General features: G+C 67.0%; 13 protein-coding genes. 9 read left to right on the top strand and 4 right to left on the bottom strand.

Going from position 1 to position 16647, the window contains the following annotated elements; genetic code table 11:
- Nucleotides 1-252: 252 nt before the first annotated feature.
- The 6 genes from rpmH to AC3IR9_RS20865 all read left to right on the top strand — a co-directional run bounded on the left by rpmH (nt 253) and on the right by AC3IR9_RS20865 (nt 7949).
- The gene (rpmH, locus tag AC3IR9_RS20890; RefSeq protein WP_006404565.1) at nt 253-393 is read left to right on the top strand and encodes a 50S ribosomal protein L34; all 141 of its coding nucleotides are present in this window, start codon (nt 253-255) and stop codon (nt 391-393) included.
- A gap of 5 nt (nt 394-398) precedes the next feature.
- A complete protein-coding gene (gene rnpA, locus AC3IR9_RS20885) occupies nt 399-890 on the top strand; it encodes a ribonuclease P protein component (protein ID WP_489295934.1) in 492 nt (163 codons plus the stop codon).
- Nucleotides 890-2590, top strand: a complete 1701-nt coding sequence (yidC, locus tag AC3IR9_RS20880) for a membrane protein insertase YidC (protein ID WP_489293186.1) — start codon at nt 890-892, stop codon at nt 2588-2590. Before rnpA ends, yidC begins: the two co-directional genes overlap by 1 nt.
- A 106-nt stretch (nt 2591-2696) precedes the next feature.
- The gene (locus AC3IR9_RS20875; RefSeq protein ID WP_489293185.1) at nt 2697-5369 is read left to right on the top strand and encodes a polysaccharide deacetylase family protein; all 2673 of its coding nucleotides are present in this window, start codon (nt 2697-2699) and stop codon (nt 5367-5369) included.
- A gap of 3 nt (nt 5370-5372) precedes the next feature.
- Nucleotides 5373-6722: a tRNA uridine-5-carboxymethylaminomethyl(34) synthesis GTPase MnmE gene (gene mnmE, locus AC3IR9_RS20870; protein ID WP_489293183.1), complete on the top strand. Its 1350-nt coding sequence runs from the start codon at nt 5373-5375 to the stop codon at nt 6720-6722.
- Between the two features lie 192 nt (nt 6723-6914).
- Complete coding sequence (locus AC3IR9_RS20865; RefSeq protein WP_489293182.1) at nt 6915-7949, top strand: glycerophosphodiester phosphodiesterase; 1035 nt, start codon at nt 6915-6917, stop codon at nt 7947-7949.
- 168 nt (nt 7950-8117) lie between these two features.
- On the opposite strand, the gene AC3IR9_RS20860 is transcribed toward AC3IR9_RS20865, so the two are convergent.
- On the bottom strand, nt 8118-8924 hold the full coding sequence (locus tag AC3IR9_RS20860; RefSeq protein WP_489293180.1) for a rhomboid family intramembrane serine protease: 807 nt from the start codon (nt 8922-8924) through the stop codon (nt 8118-8120).
- A 98-nt stretch (nt 8925-9022) separates the two neighbouring features.
- Nucleotides 9023-9979: a TerC family protein gene (locus tag AC3IR9_RS20855; protein WP_489293178.1), complete on the bottom strand. Its 957-nt coding sequence runs from the start codon at nt 9977-9979 to the stop codon at nt 9023-9025.
- Between the two features lie 461 nt (nt 9980-10440).
- Between AC3IR9_RS20855 and AC3IR9_RS20850 the strand changes: the two genes are divergently transcribed.
- The gene (locus tag AC3IR9_RS20850) at nt 10441-11610 is read left to right on the top strand and encodes a class I SAM-dependent rRNA methyltransferase (RefSeq protein ID WP_489293176.1); all 1170 of its coding nucleotides are present in this window, start codon (nt 10441-10443) and stop codon (nt 11608-11610) included.
- A gap of 110 nt (nt 11611-11720) precedes the next feature.
- Nucleotides 11721-12974 (top strand): dipeptidase, encoded by a 1254-nt coding sequence (locus tag AC3IR9_RS20845; protein WP_489293175.1) that lies wholly within the window; start codon nt 11721-11723, stop codon nt 12972-12974.
- A 48-nt stretch (nt 12975-13022) separates the two neighbouring features.
- Here the strand turns inward: AC3IR9_RS20845 and AC3IR9_RS20840 are convergent, their stop codons facing one another.
- Complete coding sequence (locus AC3IR9_RS20840) at nt 13023-14438, bottom strand: amino acid permease (protein WP_489293174.1); 1416 nt, start codon at nt 14436-14438, stop codon at nt 13023-13025.
- Between the two features lie 181 nt (nt 14439-14619).
- Nucleotides 14620-15615 carry an aldo/keto reductase gene (locus tag AC3IR9_RS20835; protein WP_489293172.1) on the bottom strand — a complete coding sequence of 332 codons (996 nt, stop codon included), beginning with the start codon at nt 15613-15615 and terminating at the stop codon, nt 14620-14622.
- 121 nt (nt 15616-15736) lie between these two features.
- Here AC3IR9_RS20835 and AC3IR9_RS20830 point away from each other — a divergent pair, with 121 nt between their 5' ends.
- On the top strand, nt 15737-16639 hold the full coding sequence (locus AC3IR9_RS20830) for a LysR family transcriptional regulator (RefSeq protein WP_489293171.1): 903 nt from the start codon (nt 15737-15739) through the stop codon (nt 16637-16639).
- The last annotated feature ends 8 nt before the right edge of the window (nt 16640-16647 follow it).

The raw sequence follows: 16647 nt of genomic DNA, 5'->3' as shown, positions 1-16647 counted from the left end.
CGGCAATAATCGTCTGAGGCCAGCGTATAGGCGTAGGAAACCGCCGCACCGCAGGCCGGAAGGGGGAAGAATGGATGGCGCAGACTACCACCGACGGGGTGGGCCGGGAATGGTTGTCCCGAAGTTATTCACAAAATGATCCACAGCTATTGCACAGCCCGATGAAATCCCGTAGAGCACAGCACTTGACGGCACCGTGATGAGCTCTATACAATTTCCGGCTCTTTCCGTCCCCTTCATATAGAGGCCCGCATGGCCACCAAGCGCACTTTCCAACCCAGCAACCTCAAGCGTAAGCGCGACCATGGCTTCCGTGCCCGTATGAAGACCGCTGACGGCCGCAAGATCCTGTCGCGTCGCCGCGCCAAGGGCCGTAAAGTCCTGAGCGCTTGATTGCGATGCCGCTTCCTGCGGCAGACGCAATCCTGACTGTGAGCAGTTCCGACCCGCGCAAGCGATTTCCTCGCTCAGCGCGGGTTCGTACGCGTGCCGAATATACAACGGTCTTCAACGGCGCCCGCCGTGTGTCCGACCCGCTGATGACCCTGCACTGGCTGAAGAGTGATTCTCCGGCCAGGCTGGGTCTGGCCGTGTCGCGCAAAGTCGATCCCCGTGCCGTGGGTCGCAACCGAGTAAAGCGTGTGCTGCGCGATGCCACACGCCACCTACGGCCGTGGATGAGTGCCGGCGATTTTGTCGTCGTCGCCCGCAGCGCTGCCCGTACCGCCAGCAACAATGAGATCCGCCAGGCCTTTGAACGCCTGCTGCGCCGCCTTGGCGCATTGCCCCTGCCGGCTGCGGACGGCACAATGCCGCCGCCCCTGGGCGTTGAATCCCTTTCCCAGTCCGAGCCGGCATCACCTGCTGGCCACGTCGAGCCTGCACGCTGATGAACCAGACCCGCGTTTTCCTGATTTTTGCCTGGCTGATGGTGGCCGTGTTGCTGTGGATGGAGTGGGGCCGCGACAAGGCCGCACCGGTGACCACGCCGGTGGCCGCCCAGACCCAGGCAACCGTGCCCGGCGCGACCGGTACCGTCCCGGGCGCCGTGGTGCCGCATGCGCCCGGAAGCGCGCCCGCCGTCCAGGCCGGTACGCCGGCCCAGGCCGGCGCTGCCCGGGTGACGATCACCACCGATGTGCTGCGCCTGGTACTGGATGGCGGCACGGTGCTGGACGCCGAGCTGCTGCAGTTCCCGCAGACCAAGGCTGACGGCAGCCCGCCGGTGCGCCTGCTGACCGAAGACGCTACCCACCCGTACCGCGCGGTGAGTGGCTGGACCAGCCAGGACAAGAGCATGCCGGTGCCTGAAGCCAACGGCTTCACGCTGGTCGGCGACAAGGCCCAGCTTGAACTGGCCAAGGGCCAGGACCAGCTGCAGGTGCCGTTCGTGTGGAACGGTCCCAATGGCGTCAGCATCCGCCGCACCTACACCGTCAGCCGCAACGAGTACGCGGTGAAGGTGAAGGACGAGGTGATCAACGCCGGCGCCGCGCCGTGGAGCGGCTATGTCTACCGCACCCTGGACCGCAGCCCGACGATCCTGTCGCGCAGCATGACCAACCCCGATTCCTTCAGCTTCAATGGCGCTACCTGGTATGACGCCGAGAAGAAGTACCAGCGGCGTGCCTTCAAGGACTACCTGGACGATGGCCCGCTGAACCAGCAGGTCACCGGTGGCTGGGTGGCGATGCTGCAACACCATTTCTTCACCGCGTGGATCCCGCAGAAGGACCAGGCCGCCAACTACATGCTGTCCCAGCACGATGGCCGTGACCAGATCCAGGCCACCGGCCCGGCCTTCACCGTGGCCCCGGGCCAGCAGGTCAGCACCGAAGCGCGCCTGTGGGTGGGCCCGAAGCTGGTCAACCTGCTCGCCAAGGAAGACGTGCCGGGCCTGGACCGCGTGGTCGACTACAGCCGCTTCCCGATGATGGCGATGATCGGCCAGGGCCTGTTCTGGGTGCTGGACCAGGTTCACAAGCTGGTCAACAACTGGGGCTGGGCCATCGTGGGCCTGGTGGTGCTGCTGAAGATGGTGCTGTATCCGCTGTCGGCGGTGCAGTACAAGAGTGGCGCCAAGATGCGCCGCTTCCAGCCGCGCATCGCGCAGTTGAAGGAACGCTATGGCGATGACCGCCAGAAGTTCCAGACCGCGATGATGGAGCTGTACAAGAAAGAGAAGATCAATCCGATGGGCGGCTGCCTGCCGATCCTGATCCAGATGCCGATCTTCTTCGCGCTGTACTGGGTGCTGGTGGAATCGGTGGAACTGCGCCAGGCGCCGTGGCTGGGCTGGATCCAGGACCTGACCGCGCGCGACCCGTACTTCATCCTGCCGGTGATCAACGTGGCGGTGATGTGGGCCACGCAGAAGCTGACCCCGGCCCCGGGCATGGACCCGATGCAGGCCAAGATGATGCAGATGATGCCGCTGGTGTTCGGCGTCATGATGGCCTTCATGCCGTCCGGCCTGGTGTTGTACTGGGTGGTCAACGGTGGCCTGGGCCTGCTGCAGCAGTGGTGGATGACCAAGCGCCACGGCGGCGAACCGTTGCCGGCGGTGACTGCCCCGGTGAAAAAGAAGTAGAGCCGACCGTTGGTCGGCTGCTCCTGAGAAGCCCGCCAAATGGCGGGCTTTTCGCATGCCGGGGGTAGAATCGCCGGCACTGAACCTTCTGCTTTCCGAGCCTGCCATGCCGCGTGCGTCGTCGCTGTTCCGCCTGTTCCTGCCCGTGCTGCTGGCATTGGCTGCCGTCGGGTGCAGCCAACAGGGCGCAGACAATACGGCCGCGCCCCACCAGGACAGCGTCGCGGCGGCAACCGGCACCGATCCCACCGCCGCGCCACTGCTGGCCGCGCTGCAGAAACAACTCGACGGCCACCGCCGCATCATCGTGCTGCTGGCCGATGAGGCACAGCAGAGCCCGGCCGACCGCGCCACCTCCAGCCGCATCGGCCAGCAGTTGTTCCACGATGGGCTGGAACAGCGCGCGGCCATCGCTGCCCGCGTCGACACGCTGCTGCGCAGCCCCAGCCCGCAGCGCTTTGCCACGCTTGGCACGGTGCTGGACTACATCGAATCGGACCCGGCGCTGTTCGATGCCGACCGCCTGGCCTTCCGCGAAGTGTTGCGCGACCTGCATGAACGTGTCGGCCAGGATTCCTCGCTGCCGGCGGTGAAACTGCACCAGCGCATCGGCGAAGACCTGGAGGCGCTGGATCAGATCGAGCGCAACTACAACCAGGAACTCACCGGCATCTTCAGTCGCTTCGACCGCACCCGGTCCATCGCGCTCAAGCGCGAGAAGTGGGAGGACTACATCGCCCACCTGCACCGGCAGTACCGCCGCGACACGATCCTGCGCGACTACGGGGTGATCGAGCCGTACCCGATGTCGATGCAGGACAGCGACCGCGAAATCTTCGGCCGCGACCTGCCGGCCAAGACGGTGGTGCTCACCTTCGACGATGGCCCGCACAAGGCCTACACCGATGAAGTAGTGGCCATCCTGCAGCGCTATGACGTGCCCGGCGTGTTCTTCGAGGTTGGCCGCAACCTGGGCGAAGTGCAGGCCGATGGCAAGGTCAAGCTGGGCCCGATGGCCGCGATCAGCCGCAGCCTGATGGAGCAGGGCTACGCGGTGGGCAACCACAGCCTCACCCACGCGCAGCTGTCGCGCACCACCGGCGATGCATTGCGGCAACAGGTGCTGGGCACCGACACCCTGCTCAAGCACGTGGACGGCAAGCGCGCCCCGTTGTTCCGCTTCCCGTATGGCGCGCGCAACGCCGAAGGCCTGCAGCTGCTCAACGAAGCCGGGTTGAAATCGATCATGTGGAACATCGACTCGATGGACTGGGCCGACCCGGTGCCCGAATCGATCGTGCAGCGCGTGGTCGACCAGGTGCAGAAGGAACAGCGCGGCATCATCCTGTTCCACGACATCCACGACCGCGCGGTCAAGGCGCTGCCGCAGATCCTGGACCGGCTGATCGCCGACGGTTACCAGTTCGCCGGCTGGAACGGCCGCGAGTTCACCGTGAGCCGCGCGCGCAAGGGCGCCAGCACTGCGGCCACGGTCACTACCGGCTACCAGAAGTCCTGGGCGATCGTGATCGGCATCGACGACTACGCCCAGTGGCCGAAGCTGGAGTACGCCAGCCACGATGCGCAGGCCATCGCCGATACCCTGACCGGGCAGTTCGGCTTCCCGTCTTCGCAGGTGATCGTGCTGAAGAACCAGCAGGCCACCCGCAACAACATCCTGGCCGCCTTCCATGACCGCCTGGCCGATGACCGCACCGGGCGCGACGACCGGGTGTTCGTGTTCTTCGCCGGGCATGGTGCCACCCGCCGGCTGGCGTCGGGCCGCGACCTGGGCTACATCATTCCGGTGGATTCCAATCCCAACGAATTTGCCACCGATGCCATCGCGATGACCGACATCCAGAACATCGCCGAGAGCATGCAGGCCAAGCACGTGATGTTCGTCATGGACGCCTGCTACAGCGGCCTGGGGCTGACGCGTGGCGGGCCGTCGTCATCGGCGTTCCTGCGCGAGAACGCACGCCGCAGCGCGCGCCAGATGCTCACCGCCGGCGGCGCAGACCAGCAGGTGGCGGACAGCGGCCCGAATGGCCATTCGGTATTCACCTGGGTGCTGCTGCAGGCGCTGGCCGGCAAGGGCGACCTCAACGGCGATGGCCTGATCACCGGCACCGAGCTGGCTGCCTACGTCGCCCCGGCGGTGTCGGCGGTGTCGCAGCAGACGCCCGCGTTCGGCAGCCTGCCCGGGTCGCAGGGCGGGGAGTTCGTGTTCCAGGTGCCCGACAACCCGGAATTCCTCAACGCCGACACGCGCCAGTTGTCAGCCGATGCCATCGCGCTGAACAACAAGGTCGATGCCGTGCAGGACGCCAAGGGCCCCGCCGAAACCCCGGTGACCGTGGCCGACCTGCAGGGTGGCAAAAGCACGCTGGTGGTGCCAGCGGCCGCGCCGACATCCGACCGCCAGCGCGCGCAGCAGGCCAACGACCGCGGCCTGCAGCTGTACCGCGAGAAGCGCTATGACGAAGCCGTGGCGCAGTTCACCGAAGCGCTGAAACTGCGCCCGGACTTTGCCCAGGCGGCCAACAACCTGGGGTTTGTCTACTACCGCCAGCAGCGCTACCTCGAAGCGGCGCGCTGGCTGGAAAACACCTTGAAGATCGATCCGTCGCGCGCGGTGGCGCATTTCAACCTGGGCGACGCCTATTTCCATGCCGGCAACCCCGCCAAGGCCAAGCAGGCCTACAGCACTTACCTGGCCCTGCAACCCCAAGGCAGCGCCGCCGCCCAGGCGCGCGCCCAGCTGGAGAAGCTCTAAGCGATGACTGCCGCGTCCAACATCGACACCATCGTTGCCATCGCCACCGCGCCCGGTGCCGGGGGCGTGGGCATGCTGCGCCTGAGCGGGCCGCGCGCGCGCGCGATTGCCGAGGCCATCGGCGTACGCACGATGCAGCCCCGCCACGCGCACTACGCCCGCTTCCGCGATGCGCAGGGCGAGGTGATCGACGACGGCATCGCGCTGTGGTTCCCGGCGCCCAACAGCTTCACCGGCGAAGAGGTGGTGGAGCTGCAGGGCCATGGCAGCCCGGTGGTGTTGCAGCAGCTGGTCGCGCGCTGCATCGCCCTCGGCGCGCGCCAAGCCCGGCCGGGCGAGTTCAGCGAACGCGCGTTTCTCAACGGCAAGCTCGACCTGGCCCAGGCCGAGGCCATCGCCGACCTGATCGCGGCCAGCGACACCCGCGCAGCACGCGCGGCGCGGCGCTCGCTGGACGGCGTGTTCTCGCGTCGCGTCGATGCGGTGGCAGAACAGCTTGTCCTGCTGCGCATCCATGTTGAAGCGGCGATCGACTTCGCCGACGAACCACTGGATACGCTGGGTGGGGAACAGGTCCGCAGCGGGCTGGAGGATGCCCTGCGCGCGCTGGGGCAGCTGCGCGACGATGCCGAGCGCGGCCGCAAGCTGCGCGATGGCCTGCATGCGGTGCTGGTGGGCCCGCCGAACGCTGGCAAGAGCTCGCTGCTCAACGCATTGGCCGGCAGCGAGCGCGCCATCGTCACCGACATCGCCGGCACCACCCGAGACACGTTGCGCGAAACCATCCGCATCGACGGATTGGAACTGACCCTGGTGGACACCGCCGGGCTGCGCGAAGGCGGTGATGCGATCGAGCGCGAAGGCATGCGCCGCGCGCGCGCGGAGATGCAGCGCACCGACCTGGCCATCGTGGTGCTGGATGCGCGCGATCCGCAGGCCGGCATCGCCTCGATCGGCGATGCCATCGACGAGGTGCCGCAGCAGCTGTGGATCCACAACAAGAGCGACCTGCTCGATGCGCTCCCGGTAGATGCAGCGCCGAACATCGTGCATGTTTCGGCCACGAGCGGCTTTGGCCTGGACGTACTGCATACCCGCCTGCGCGAACTGGCCAGCGGCGGTGCCGGCGACAGCGTGGAGGGGGAGTTCTCCGCGCGCGCGCGCCACGTGGAGGCGATCCTGCTGGCCATCGACCACGCCGAACGCGCCGCCGCCGAGCTGGTCCACGAACACCTGGAGCTGGCCGCTGAAGAACTGCGCCTGGCGCACGAGGCACTGGGCGAGATCACCGGCCGGATGAGCGCCGATGAGCTGCTGGGGCGGATCTTTTCCAGCTTCTGCATCGGCAAGTAAGGCGGTGCAGCGGGAGGCGCGCCTGACCGCTCTGGTTTCTTACCCCTGTCACACCGGGCCCGCACACTACACCGGTCCTTTCCACGCCCTCGCCGCGTCGGCGCGGGCCGCATCAAACAGGGGTTTGCAGTGTCGAAGTCGTTGTGGGGTTGTGCCTTGCTGTTGTCGCTGGCCGTGGCACCATCGGTGGCCATGAGCGCTGAATCTTCTCCCATCGCGCCGCGCAAGGCGGCCGTCTACGGCCACCGTGGCGCCAGCGCGCTGCTGCCCGAGCACACCCTGGCCAGCTATGCCCAGGCGATTGCCGATGGCGCCGACTACATCGAACCGGACCTGGTGATGACCCAGGACGGGGTACTGGTGTCGCGCCACGAGAACGAGATCGGCGGCACCACCGATGTAGCCGCGCATCCCGAGTTCGCCAGCCGCAAGACGGTCAAGACCATCGACGGCGAGCGCATCGAAGGCTGGTTCAGCGAAGACTTCACCCTGGCCGAGCTGAAGACCCTCTACGCACGCGAGCGCTTGCCGCAGTTGCGCAGCACCGCCTATGACGGCCAGTTCCGCATCGCCACGCTGGACGAGATCATCGCCTTCCTGGTCCAGCAGGCCGGCCGCGCCAACCGCGGTATCGGGCTGGTGCCGGAGATCAAGCACGGCACGTACTTCAAGAGCATCGGCCTGCCGATGGAAGACAAGGTGCTAGCCGCCCTGCAGGGCAATGCATACACCCGCGTGGCGCCGGTGACGATCCAGTCCTTCGAGGTGGGCAACCTGCGTTACCTGCGCGGCAAGCTGGGCGGTGATTCCAACATCCGCCTGCTGCAGCTGCTCGGTGACCCCAAGCAGCAGCCCGGCGATGTGCTGGCGGTCAACGGCAGCCAGCGCTACGCCGACATGATCACCCCGGCCGGTCTGGAGACCGTGGCCGGCTACGCCGACGGCATCGGCCCGAGCCTGCGCATGGTCATTCCGCTGGATGCGGCTGGCAAGCTGGGCACGCCGACTCCGCTGGTGCGCGACGCGCATGCGGCGGGGCTGATGGTGGTGCCGTATACGTTCCGACCCGAGAACTATTTCCAGGCTGCCGAGTTCCGCAAGGGCGAGCCCAACGCGCGCAATGCCGAGGGTTCCATCGCCGAAATGCGTGCCTACCTGGCCACCGGCATCGATGCGTTCTTCACCGACGACCCCGCGCTGGGCCGGCGCGCGGTGGACGACCGGTAGGTACCGACCGTTGGTCGGTACGGACAATGATCGGCACGCGCAAGCGCATCGACCAACGGTCGATGCCTACCGGGTCTGACCCACGCCGGATGGAGTCGGGTAGGTACCGACCGTTGGTCGGTACGGACAATGATCGGCAGCGCAAGCGCATCGACCAACGGTCGATGCCTACCGGGGCGGATCCGGATACCGGCGGGTGTCGCCCGGATCGCGCGGGCGGAACGGCAGCACCACGAAGTCCTGGCCCTCGCGCGGCTGCCACAGCACCGGCACGCGCTGCGGGGAGGGCGGCTCCAGGTCGTTGTCCGGGCGCGCGTCCAGGTCGTCCTCGTCTTCCTCTTCCCAGCTGTAACGCTTGCGCGGGGCCATCGGGTCGGACAGGCGGAACAGCAGCGCGCTGATGATGCCGGCGAAGGCACCGCCCATGTGCGACTGCCAGGACACCCCCGGCTCGTGCGGAAGGATGGTGATCAGCATGCTGCCGTAGAACAGGAACGCGATCAGGCCGGCGGCGATCGCCGGGCGGTCGCGGCGCAGCAGGCCGAGCACGAAGACCAGGAACATCAGGCCGTGGGTGATGCCGCTGGCCCCCAGATGACGGCTGCCGATATCGCCGAGCAGCCACGCGCCGACGCCGGAGCCGATCCACAGCAACGGCAGCGCGCGCAGCGTGGCCTTGGGATAAACGCTGCCGGCAAGGGTGCCCAGGATCAGCAGGGCGAACCCGTTGGCGCCCAGGTGCTGTACCGAACCGTGCAGCAGTGGCGCGCCCAGGATGCCTAACAACCCGGCCGTTTCCAGCGGGGCGACGGCCCACGGCCGCCAATCGAAATGGCCTTGGGCAGTGAACACCGCCACCAGTACCAGCACGAAGGCCAGGCTGAGGTTGAACGCCCGCATCACCCGGCCGCGGTCGTTGCGGGGCGGGTCTGGCGTGTTGCCGGCGGGCAGGGGCTGGGGCAGGTTGGCGTTCATACCCTAAGGGATTGCGTCGTTGCCGCTGAACACAAGGGCAACGCTGCGGGAGAGAGTGGTACCACCGGCGGGACAATCCCACCGGTGGCAGCCAGGGGTCATGCGTCGCCGGTCTTCGGCGGGTTCTTCAGGCTCAGTACCACGGTGGCGGCGATGATCACCGCGACCACGCCCAGCGAGATCGGGGTGGGGATCTTGAAGATGTCGATCAGCATCATCTTGATGCCGATGAACGCCAGTACCAGGGCCAGGCCGTACGGCAGCAGGTGGAAGCGATCGGCCATGCCGGCCAGCAGAAAGAACATCGCGCGTAGGCCCAGCACCGCGAACACATTGGAGGTGAGCACGATGAACGGGTCGGTGGTGATGGCGAAGATCGCCGGGATGCTGTCCACGGCGAAGATCACATCGGTAACCGCGATCAGGATCAGCACCACGAACAGCGGGGTGAACCAGCGCTTGCCGTCGCGCATCGTGCTCAGGGCGTTACCGGCGTACTCGGGCATCAGGCGCAGGTGCTTGCGCATCCAACGCAGCGCCGGGTTGTTCTCCAAGTCCGGCTCGGTACCGGCGGAGAACCACATCTTCCAACCGGTGAACAGCAGGAACGCACCGAACACGTAGAGCAGCCAATGGAACTTGGTCAGCAGCACGCTGCCGGCGAAGATCATGATCGTACGCAGCACGATCGCACCCAGGATGCCGATGATAAGCACCTTCTGCCGCTGTTCCTCAGGCACCGCGAAGTAGCCCATGATCATCAGGAACACGAAGATGTTGTCCACCGCCAGGGCTTTTTCCACCAGGTAGCCGGTCAGGAACTCCAGGCCGACCTTGTTGGCCACGACCTGGCCGGCGGTCTCGTTCAGGTAGTACCAGAGACCACCGTTGAAGGCCAGGGCCAGCGCGACCCAGCCGATCGACCACCACAGGGCCTCCTTGAAGGTGACCTTGTGCGGGCCGCCGTGTCGCATCAAAACAAGGTCAACCAGCAACGCGATGATCACCACCGCGCCGAAGCCGCCCCACAACCACAAATTACCGATCGTCTGCATGGGTTTGTCCGTTGGATAAGAAAAAATGCCTCAAGCCGGACGGCGAGGATCTGCAACGGAGGATCAGGGGGATCCAGGGACAGAGCTTCGCCATACGGCGAAGGTCTCGCTCGCAGTCCCGATGGGTGGGACTGCCGTTGCACCGGAGCCTGCGGGCTCGAATTGACGGCGACAACGTCTGGGAGCTACTCCCCTTCTGGCGCCGATTCTGCGGGGTCGGGGGCGCCGCGTCAAATCGACCGGGGGACGCCGGAGGCTGGGGTCACCGCGGATCGCCCACGTTGGAGGTAAGTGGCGCGGCTGGCGAAAAGCACGCGGCCGGCCCGGAGCCAGACGCCCCCTGAGTCAGGGGGCCGCGCCGCAGGCGCCGGGGGTCTGGGTGCGGGTATGAGGGGCCCACAGTCTGCCGCGCAGACTGTGGGGCGGCAGCGCGCAGCGATGCCGCGTCATACAATGCGGAAATGAATACCCCTGCCCCCGTTGTCCGCCTCAAGAATGCCTGGCGCTCCAGCCACCCGTGGATCTTCCAGAAACTGGTCGAAAAGCCTGCCGTCCGCCCCAAACCCGGTGCCATCGTCGATGTCATCGGCGTGGACGGGGAATGGATCGGTCGCGGTTTTTACAACGGCCATTCGCGCATTGCCGTGCGCATCCTGGAAACCGACCAGGGCATCCCGGTGGACGCCGGCTGGTTCTCGCGCAAGATCGCCCAGGCGGTGTCGCTGCGTCGTGACGTGCTCAAGCTCGACGCCGTCTCTGATGCCTGGCGCGTGGTCCACAGCGAGGGCGACGGGCTGTCGGGCCTGGTGGTGGACCGCTACGCCGACCTGGTGGTGGTGGAGTTCTTCGCCGCCGGCATGTTCCGCCACCGCGAGTGGATCTACGAAGCGCTGCGCGAACAGTTCCCGGGCTGCCGTTTCCACAGCTTCGCCGACGAACACGTGCAGAAGCAGGAGAGCTTCGACTTCCACGGCAACACCACCACCGAAGCGGCGGTCATCACCGAACACGGGGTGAAGTTCCGCGCTGACCCGGCCGGTGCCCACAAGACCGGTTTCTTCGCCGACCAGCGCGACAACCGCCAGTGGCTGAGCCAGCAGGTAGACGGCAAGAGCGTGCTCGACCTGTGCTGCAACACCGGCGGTTTTGCGGTGTATGCCGCTGCCCGCGGTGCGTCGGAGGTGGTGGGCATCGATATCGATGAAGACGTGCTCGCCCTGGCCAAGGGCAATGCGCGGCTCAACAACGTGCGCCCGAAGTTCATCCAGTCCGACGTGTTCCCGTGGTTGCGCGATGCGGCCAACCGTGGCGAGCGGTTCGACGTGGTGATCCTGGACCCGGCCAAGATGACCCGCGACCGCGACCAGGTGATCACCGCGCTGAAGAAGTACCTGGACATGAACAAGCTGGCGCTCGGCGTGGTCAAGCCCGGTGGCCTGTTCGCCACGTTCTCGTGCACCGGCCTGGTGGCCGAGGACCAGTTCCTGGACATGCTGCGCCGCGCGGCGTTCTATTCCGGCCGCACCATCCAGATCCTGAAGGTGTCCGGCGCCGGTCCGGACCACCCCTTCATGGCGCACGTGCAGGAATCGCGCTATCTCAAGGCGGTGTTCTGCCGCGTGCTGGACTGACCGCACGCGGCGGGAATGTGCCGACCAACGGTCGGCACCTACCGGGCTGGAACGGCGTTGGTTGGTACGCTTTGCTATGGTCTGACGCTTCCCATCCAAGGTGAGGCGTCATGACGTTGCGCAGTCTGTCCCTGCTGGTATCGCTGGCGTTGTGCACGCCGCTGTCCGCCCACGCCATCGAGTTCTCCGCGCAGGAGCTGGCCCGCGCCGGCGCCCTGCAGCGCACGCTGATCACCCTGGACAGCCATCTGGACACCCCGGCCAACTTCGGCCGCGCCGGTTTCGACATCCAGCAGCGGCATGACCATAACGCGCTGTCGCAGGTGGATTACCCGCGCATGGTCGAAGGTGCGCTGGATGGCGGCTTCTGGGCGATCTACACCGACCAGGGCGACCGCAGCGCGCAGGCACATCGCCACGAACGCGACCACGGCCTGCTGCGGTTGATGGAAATCCGCGAGATGCTGGCCGCGCACCCCGATACCTTCCAGCTGGCGCTGACGCCGGCCGATGCGGCCAGGATCAAGGCGGCCGGCAAGCGCGTGGTCTACATCAGCATGGAGAATGCCAGCCCGCTGGTCGATGATCCTTCGCTGCTGAGCTTCTACTACCTGGGCGGGCTGCGCCTGCTGAGCACGGTGCACTTCGCCAACAACGAGTTCGCCGATTCAGCCACCGACCAGAAGGGGGCCGAATGGAAGGGCCTGAGCCCGGCCGGCAAGGCGCTGGTGGATGAGGCGGTTCGGCTGGGCATCGTGATCGACCAGTCGCACGCCGCCGATGCGGTGTTCGACGACCTGATCGAGCGCATGCCGGTGCCGTTCGTGCTGTCGCACAGCTCGTCCAAGGCGATCTACAACCATCCGCGCAATCTGGACGATGTACGGCTGAAGCGGCTGGCCAAGGCCGGCGGGGTGATCCAGGTCAACGCCTATGGCGGCTACCTGATCGACACCGGCAAAAGCGAGGCGCGTTCGGCAGCCGAAGCGGCGCTGATGAAACAGCTGGGCGGCGACTACGACACCTTGAGCATCCAGCAGGGCGTGGCATTGAAGAAAGGGTTGGCAGAGATCGACCAGCGCTACCCGATGCGGCAGGCGACCCTGGATGATTTCTTCGCCCACCTCGAGCACATCCTCCAGGTAGTCGGCCCCGAGCATGTGGGTATCGGCCTGGACTGGGACGGCGGCGGTGGCCTGGCCGACCTGACGGACGTGAGCCAGCTGCCGAAAATCACCGCATGGCTGCTGCGCAAGGGCTACAGCGAGAAGCAGATCGCCGGCATCTGGGGGGGCAACCTGCTGCGGGTGATGCAGCAGGCGCAGGCGCATGCGGACAAGGTGGCGACGCCCAGCGGGCGCTGATCGCCGCCGCGCCTGGTGCCGGACAGAGCCCGGCGCCAGGCGGATTGGTCAGGCCTTGCCCAGCACCGCGTTACGGCGGCCATAGGCGAAGTATGCGATCAGGCCCAACAGGTTCCACGCCAGGAAGTACAGCTGGGTCTTGCTGGGCAGGCTGAAGAACAGGTACACGCAACCGATCACCGCCAGCGGGCCGACGATGTAGGCCAACGGAGTACGGAACTTGCGCTCGCGGTTCGGCTCGCGCTTGCGCAGCACCACCAGGCACAGGCCCACGGCGGTGAAGGCGGCCAGCGTGCCGGCGTTGGCCAATGCGGCGATCTCGTCCAGACGCGCCACGCCGGCCAGTGCCGCCACCAGCACCGCGGTGAACAGCGTGGTGGCGATCGGCGTACCGGTACGCGCGCTGACCTTGGACAGGCCGCGAGGCAACAGGCCATCGCGCGACATGACGAAGAAGATGCGGCTCTGGCCGTACAGGAAGGCCAGCAGCACCGTCGGCAGTGCGATCACCGCGGCCGCGCCAATCCACTTGGCCGCGCCCGGGCTGCCCAGCTCGCGCAGGATCAGCGCCAGCGGCTCGGCGCTCTGGCCGAAGATGGTGTAGCTCATCGCGCCTACTGCGGCCAGCGCCACCAGCACGTAGATGATGGTGCAGCCCACCATCGAACCGATGATGCCGATCGCCAGGTCGCGGTCCGGCTTCTTGGTTTCCTCGGCGGCGGTGGAGATCGCATCGAAGCCGTAGAAAGCGAAGAAGATGATCGCCGCGGCGGCCATCACCCCGTGCTCGACCCCGTTGGGGCCCAGCGATTTGACGAAGCCGAACGGCATGAACGGGTCCATGTGGCCGGTGTCGAAGTGCGGCAGCGCAATGACCACGAAGATGGTCAGGGCGATGATCTTCACCACCACCAGGATCGCATTGAGGGTGGCGCTTTCCTTGGTGCCGGCCATCAGCATGCCGGCCACCACGAAGGTGATCAGCACCGCCGGCAGGTTGATGAAGCCCCCGGCCACGTGTGGCCCGGCGGTGAGCATCAAGGGCAGCTCGATCCCCCAGCCGTGCAGGAAGCCGACCGCGTAACCCGACCACCCCACCGCCACCGTACTCACCACCAGTGAGTACTCCAGGATCAGGCTCCACCCGACCACCCAGGCGATCATCTCGCCCAGTGCCGCGTAGCTGTAGGTGTAGGCGCTGCCGGCGGCCGGCATCATCGTGGCCAGCTCGGCGTAGGACAGCGCGGCGCAGGCGCAGACCGCCCCGGCGATGGCGAAGGAGATCAGCACGGCAGGGCCGGCCAGGTTGGCACCCACCCCGATCAGGGTATAGATGCCGGTGCCGACGATGGCGCCGATGCCCAGCGCGATCAGGTGCGGCCAGCTCAGGGTCGGGACCAGCCGCCTGCCGGCTTCATGGACGGTGACTTGGTCTACGGACTTGCGCCGGAGCAACGATGACATGGGGCCTCGCGGGGGATGACTGTTAATGACAAGTCTGCGAGTTTTACCCAACGCGGCGCAGCATTACTACTGCCAAGCGTCCCATGGCGCTGTCGGGGGACTCTGACTGGGGCAGGGGTGACGAAAACGGCACAAATGCGCCGTCTTGGTCCCCGTACCCGCCGGTGTCGGCCGTGCCCGCTCAGCGATTCACCGTTGCCATCGCCGCTTCGGCATAGCGCTGGCCCACGGCGGCATGCGGCGGCAGGATCGCGTCGATCCCGGCGCGCTCGTCGGCGGTCAGCGTCACCGCCAGCGCGTCCAGGTTTTCCTCCAGGTAAGCGAGCCGCTTGGTGCCGGGAATCGGCACCAGGTCTTCGCCCTGTGCCAGCACCCAGGCCAGGGCGAGCTGGCCCGGGGTGATGCCTTTGGCCTGCGCCATGTGGGCCACTGCATCGACCAGCGCCAGGTTGCGCGCGAAGTTGTCACCCTGGAAGCGCGGTGACTGGCGGCGGTAGTCATCGGCGTCGAAGTCGGCCGGGCTGCGGATGGCGCCGGTCAGGAAGCCCCGGCCCAATGGCGAGTAGGGCACGAAGCCGATGCCAAGCTCGCGCACGGTGCGCAGCACGCCGTTGTCCTCCGGGTCGCGCGACCACAGCGAATACTCGGTCTGCACGGCGGTGATCGGGTGCACCGCGTGCGCGCGCCGAATGGTGGCCGCCGACGCTTCGGACAGGCCGAGGAAGCGCACCTTGCCCTGTTCGACCAGCCGCGCCATCGCCCCGACCGTGTCTTCGATCGGCACGCTGGCATCCACCCGGTGCTGGTAGTAGAGGTCGATATGGTCCACGCCCAGCCGTTGCAGGCTGGCCTCGCAGGCGGCGATCACGTACTCGGGGCGCCCATCGACGCTGCGCGCACGGGTGTCGGTGGGTTCCAGCCGGATGCCGAACTTGGTGGCCAGGAACACCTGGTCGCGGCGGCCGGCAATCGCCTTGCCCACCAGCACCTCGTTGGTGTGCGGGCCGTACATGTCGGCGGTGTCGAGCAGGCTGACCCCGCGCTCCAGTGCGCGGTGGATGACCGCGATGGCGTCGGCATCGCTGCCGCGACCGCCATAGAAGGCGCTCATGCCCATGCAGCCCAGGCCAAGCGCGGAAACGGTGGGGCCGTGGTGGCCGAGGGTGCGGGTCTGCATGGGAGGTCTCCGGGTGGGAAGGAACGGTAGGTGCCTGGCGGCACCGGTGGCCCAGCATCCTCCGCGGTACCATGTTGATAAAGCACCATCCCCCGCATCCACCTTGAAGGCAGGCTTCACAATGTCCTCGCAGCCCTCGTTGTCGGCCGTGGTCGCGTTTTCGCGGGTGGCCCACCATTGCAGCTTCACCCGCGCCGCCGATGACCTGGGCGTGTCGCCCTCGGCGCTGTCGCAGACAGTGCGCGCGCTGGAGGCCAGCATGGGCGTGCGCCTGCTGCACCGGACCACGCGGCGGGTGGGCCTGACCGAGCATGGCGCGCGCTTCCTGGTGCGCGTGCGCGAAGGCCTCGCGCAGATCGATGCCGCCTTCGACGACCTGGACAGCGTGCGGGCGGTGCCGGCCGGCAAGCTGCGCATCAACGTGCCGCGGATTGCCGCCGAGCTGCTCGTGCTGCCGCACCTGCCGGCATTCCTGGCGCGTTATCCACAGGTGGAGGTGGAGCTGTTCGTGGAGCCGGCGCTGGCCGACCTGGTCGCTGGGGGGTTCGATGCCGGTATCCGCCTGGGCGAATGCCTGGCGCGCGACATGATCGCCGTGCCGATCGGTCCCCTCGAGCGCCAGGTCGTGGTGGCCACCCCGGACTATTTCGCCCGGCAGGGGGAGCCGCAGACCCCGGCCGATCTGATCGGGCACGCCTGCATCGTGCACCGGCGCAGCAATGGCCGGCTGATGCCGTGGGAATTCACCCGCGACGGACGCGACTTCGATGTGGAAGTGAGCGGGCGGCTGGTGTTCAACGATGCCGCGCTGGTCCATGGGTCGGCACGCGCCGGGCTGGGCATGGCGCAGACCTTCGAGGCGGTGGTGCTGGCCGATGTCGCCGCCGGCCGCCTGCAGACGGTGCTGCAGGACTGGCAACAGCCCTTCGCCGGCTTCCACCTCTACTACCCGGCACGCGAGCAGATGGCGCCCAAACTGCGGGTGTTCATCGACCACCTGCGCCAGGCACAGCGCGCGCCCTGAGCAGCAGG

Source organism: Stenotrophomonas sp. GL_101, assembly GCF_057835675.1.
This window is presented reverse-complemented; position numbering and strand designations above follow the sequence as displayed.